4 protein-coding genes are annotated in these 4,500 nt (G+C 40.0%); all 4 read left to right on the top strand.

Going from position 1 to position 4,500, the window contains the following annotated elements; genetic code table 11:
- The first annotated feature begins 142 nt into the window (after positions 1–142).
- The 4 genes from L3V32_RS25815 to L3V32_RS25790 all read left to right on the top strand — a co-directional run bounded on the left by L3V32_RS25815 (position 143) and on the right by L3V32_RS25790 (position 4,281).
- Positions 143–589, top strand: coding sequence for a GNAT family N-acetyltransferase (locus L3V32_RS25815; protein WP_237285654.1), 447 nt, complete (start codon positions 143–145; stop codon positions 587–589).
- 686 nt (positions 590–1,275) lie between these two features.
- Entirely contained in the window at positions 1,276–1,761 is a 486-nt protein-coding gene (locus tag L3V32_RS25810; protein ID WP_129830163.1) for a GNAT family N-acetyltransferase, read from the top strand.
- A 233-nt stretch (positions 1,762–1,994) separates the two neighbouring features.
- On the top strand, positions 1,995–2,471 hold the full coding sequence (locus L3V32_RS25805) for a hypothetical protein (RefSeq protein ID WP_203343868.1): 477 nt from the start codon (positions 1,995–1,997) through the stop codon (positions 2,469–2,471).
- Positions 2,472–3,165: 694 nt separating this feature from the next.
- Positions 3,166–4,281, top strand: a complete 1,116-nt coding sequence (locus tag L3V32_RS25790) for a DUF3883 domain-containing protein (protein WP_237285653.1) — start codon at positions 3,166–3,168, stop codon at positions 4,279–4,281.
- Positions 4,282–4,500 lie beyond the last annotated feature (219 nt).

Raw genomic sequence — 4,500 nt, 5'->3', positions numbered from 1 at the left:
TATGCTAACAAATTGTTCAAGAGTGATTCGGCACGCGTGGCATTTTTACTATGCGTTGGTTTTGGTGGTTAAGGTGTTATGCGGAAGCATCGGTATTGCGTGCCTCACACCTTAACAAGGCGTTATGTGCTAGGAAGGTCAAATGAATATCGAAGAAACGGAAATTTCAGATTTAGGCTTAGTCGTTGACCTTGTCACAAGAGTATCGAGCGCAAACATCCTGCCGCATTTTAATGAACAAGGCCAGGTTACTTTTGCTTCAAAAATTCTTCCTGATGTTGAAACAGCTTTCGACAAAACACGCTTTCAGAGTTTAAAAGCAACGAAAGACAATGAACTTGTTGGTTTTGGTGCGATACGCGACAAAGAGTATATTACTCATTTGTTTGTCGACGTACACTATCAAGGAAGTGGCTTGGGTAAATTGCTAATGAAACACATGTTGGCATTATCAACTGGACGCGAAGTGCGTTTAAGAGCCTCGGTTAACGCAGTAAACTTTTATAAATCTCAGGGCTTTGTTGCCACAGGCTCAGAGTTAGAAGTTAGTGGTATAAGGTTTGTGCCAATGGTTTGGGTTCGCACATAACAAAGCGTTCAAGAGGGATTTGGCACGCGTGGCATTTTTAGTATGCGTTGGGTTCGGTGTTTACGGCGCTGTGCGGTAGCTTTTGTATTGTGTGCCTGCACCCCTTAACGCGGCGTTAGGCGAGTAAGAAATTTCTTGGTTCAAATCTCTAAGTTCTCTTTGGCTATTTGTTCCAGTTTTTCGGCAATTTGGCCTTATCTACCCAAGTTCATGAATTACTCAACCCGTAAAACATGTCAAAGTTTGAGGGTTGCCTCACTAGGTTTTGTAGCTGGTTTATTGTTAGTCCCTTTGGTTCAAATCGCTACAATTTTATCTGTCCTCGAACCCCGTTTATTGGCTGAAACGTCGCTCTGAAAGTAAGTCTTTCCAAGTTCCATTTTAATGCGCTGATTTGCCAATTTCTTTGGTGTTGTGGTTACAGTGGGTTTCAGGTACTTAGCCGCTTTAGCATTTGGGTTTTAATCAAATTCAGTGGGCTACGTGTATTTCTTTCCAAAAAGGTGTTTTCTAAATCCAATTTCAACTATTTGCGTGAAGCGCCTAACAAAGCATTTAAGAGTGACTCACAACGCTTGGCGATCTCAGTTTAAACTTGTTTTCAGTGTTTAAGGTGCAGTGGTTTAGGTTGGGTGGTCTAGCGTTGTTCGCACCTTAATGCGGCGTTATGTTCTAGGAGGAAATTCATGATTAGGGAAATCACAAAAGCCGATTTTGAGTCGTTTTGGCCAACATTTTCTGCGGTAATCCAGGCACAAGAAACTTATGCCTTTGACCCAAATATGACGCTAGAACAAGCATTTGCTTTATGGTGTGAATCTCCCCTGAAAGCTTTTGTTTTCGTAGAAAATGACGTTGTACTGGGCTCTTACTACATCAAGCCAAATGCAATGGGGCCAAGTAGCCATATATGTAATTGTGGATACATGGTTTCTAGCAAAGCTAGAGGTAAGGGCATTGCACGCCTTATGTGTGAACATTCTCAGGAAACTGCTCTAGAACTTGGCTTTGATGCCATGCAATTTAACAGCGTGGTCTCTACCAATGAAGTTGCGGTGAAGCTTTGGGAGAAGCTAGGGTTTCAAATCATAGGTACAATTCCCAAGGCATATAAGCATGCTCATCTAGGGTTAGTTGATAGCCACGTCATGTACAAATGGCTACGAACATAACAAGCAATTTAAGAGGGATTCCCAACACTTGGCATTTTGGCTTCTACTTCAATTTTAGTGGTTACGGTACAATGCGTTAGGTTGGGTGGCAGCGTTACTCACCCCTTAATTGGGCGTTAGCTTTCTTCGCACTAGTATCTATCGTCAAGAGAAAAAAACCATAGTTGAGATATGGTTATTATTATATATTATCTGAGTTTCATAATCAGTTAACGTAATCATTAAGTTTTTGTATGTTCGGAAAATTAACTAAAATTGCCTTAAAAGTCTTTGGTGTCTTAGCTCTTTTGATTGCTATTACAGTTGGTGGAATAATCGGAAAAGAGTTTGGAAAAGCCGCAGTCTCTTCTACTCAAGAAGCGGAGAAACAGGCGAAAATTAATGAAGCCCTAAATAAAGCAGCGCAGCAAATTAATGCAACCACCCCAACAATGGTTGATGCTGAAACCCGTTTAGATAAGGCATCATTAGGTGAGGATGCAAGGCTTATCTATCATTACACATTGATCAATGTAGATCCTCAAAATGTAGATAAATCTTGGGTTAAGACAACTTTGCGTGATTCAGTCCTGCCATCTGTGTGTTCGAATGACAAAATGATCTCTCCAATCAAGTTTGGTGTTAATTTTGAGTACTCATATTCAGGAAGCAATGGCGTTTATCTCGGATCTTTCACCGCAAATCGTGATAGTTGTGGGTTCAAAAGCTAACAAACTGTTCAAGAGTGATTCGCAACGCGTGGCATTTTTACCATGCGTTGATTTTAGTGATTAAGGTGGTACGCAGTGGCTTCGGTATTGCGTTGCTCACACCTTAACAGGGCGTTAGTACTGGGTTGGCATCAAAGATCAAAAGTCTTGATGTTTATTGGTTTCTTTTCCCAGCTTTACATCTATTCAAATGTGCCTTTCACATTCGCTCCGGTGGCACTATATGAGCTGAGTTCGCTTTGATTTTACCGTTTACGGTTTCTAACTTTTGGGTAATTTCTCTGGCGTGGCTTCTTTTGTGCAGTTGGTGTTTAACCCTAAAATTCGTTCTTTGGTGTGGCTGTTCAAATCCTGTGATCGAATCCTTTGCAAATTTGAAAGCGGTGAAAAAGGGTGGTTTGGCATGTTCTTCTTCTAGCCAACTTTCGTCTTGAGGTCGGTTTTTAGATTGGCAGTTATCCGTTAGGCTTCTGTGTTTTTAACCACAAATTTCGTGCTATATTTCAGTATCTTGGCGTGTGCCAAAGGCTTTAAGGGCAGCGTACTAACAAGCTGCTTAAGAGGGATTCACAACGCGTCGCATTTTTACTATGCGTTGATTTTAGTGATTAAGGGGCATGCGGCGGCATCGGTATTGCGTTGTTCACCCCTTAGCAGAGCGTTAGGGCAAATGTGAGTTTCGAGTATAATTAATATGAAAATAACGAAGAAAATCATTAAAAAATTTCTCAGTGAGTTTGATGAGAACGATGAAAGCAAAGCATTAGCATCAAGAGGGGATTTTCTTCGAAAATTCCCCTTGGAAAGCCTCTCACAACTATCGTTGGATGACTATGTCATTGGGAAAGGAACGGCTTCATTTTGTGCAATGGTTGAAGCAAAAACAAAAGGTTGGGCAAATATACAAGGAGCAACAGCCTCGAAATTTGGCATATACTACGGAAAGAAGAAAGGGGATCCTCACGAAAAATATAGACCATCGAAAAAGTTCGGATCAACTCCTAACGAAGCCTTTGCTAGTATCAAAAAGTCTCTTGTTGACTTGATTGAACTCGGCGAGAAATTAGATTTTAAAGGTATAGATCAGAACCCTTTCTCTCAAATGTTTAAAGCTAAAATTTTGAGTCTGTATTTTCCTGAATCCTATATTAATATTTGTAGTGAGGGGCATATATTAGACTTCGCTCAAGAGTTTGGCTTACCCGATGATAGATATATCAGTGAATATCAACATTTGATCATCAAAGAAAAGCTCTCAAATCCTGATACAAAGGAATGGAGTAACCCGAAGTTTATGTCTTTTCTATATAGTCAGTTTTCTGAGAATGAAAGCAGTGTTCCTAACATTACCAAACCACGAAAAAAACCTAAGAGAAAAGTAAACTTTGAAGATATTGTTGATAATCAAAATAGAATTGGCTTACTCAGTGAAAACTACGCATTAGAGTGGGAAAAAAATAGGCTGATTGGGCTTGGGTTAGGTGATTTGGTAAAAGAGATAAAAAATCGTACTGAGTACCCAGCTTATGGGTATGACTTTTTGTCATACTCAAAACCTGGCATTGAAAGGTATATTGAAGTCAAATCAATAGGTAAAAAATCAAATGGACAGTATAGATTCTTCTTATCTGATAACGAAATGAGGATATCAAAGTCCTCCGAACACAAAGAAGAGTATTACTTTTACCTAGTAAAATACGGCAAAGATGGTACGCCAGTAGACTTGTATATAAAAAAGGCAACTGAAATGTACGAACATAGCAATATTGAGCCTTGTGCTTATTCGGTTAACTTTGAGTTGTCGGAGTAAATTTGCCCTAACAAAGCATTTAAGAGTGATTCGCAACGCTTGGAGCTTTCGCTTCGCTCAAGTATAACCAAGCGCTACTCACACCTTAATGCGGCGTTAGCATGCGGGAGTAATATGAAGAAAATTCTCATCATCGGTAATTCTGGCTCAGGCAAGAGTTGGTTGTCGAAACAGTTATCCCGAAAACTTCAGTTGCAAGAAGTTAACTTGGACTCGATT

Origin of the sequence: Vibrio sp. J2-4 (genome assembly GCF_021728155.1) — a bacterium.
GTDB classification, from domain to species: domain Bacteria; phylum Pseudomonadota; class Gammaproteobacteria; order Enterobacterales; family Vibrionaceae; genus Vibrio; species Vibrio diabolicus.
Note: the sequence above shows the minus strand (reverse complement) of the source record. Positions and strands in the feature narration are given on the sequence as shown.

What these genes read in the sequence shown, in the direction of transcription:
- L3V32_RS25815 (WP_237285654.1), top strand. Translation starts at nt 143, where the DNA reads ATGAATATCGAAGAAACGGAAATTTCAGATTTAGGCTTAGTCGTTGAC.
- L3V32_RS25810 (WP_129830163.1), top strand. Translation starts at nt 1,276, where the DNA reads ATGATTAGGGAAATCACAAAAGCCGATTTTGAGTCGTTTTGGCCAACA.
- L3V32_RS25805 (WP_203343868.1), top strand. Translation starts at nt 1,995, where the DNA reads ATGTTCGGAAAATTAACTAAAATTGCCTTAAAAGTCTTTGGTGTCTTA.
- L3V32_RS25790 (WP_237285653.1), top strand. Translation starts at nt 3,166, where the DNA reads ATGAAAATAACGAAGAAAATCATTAAAAAATTTCTCAGTGAGTTTGAT.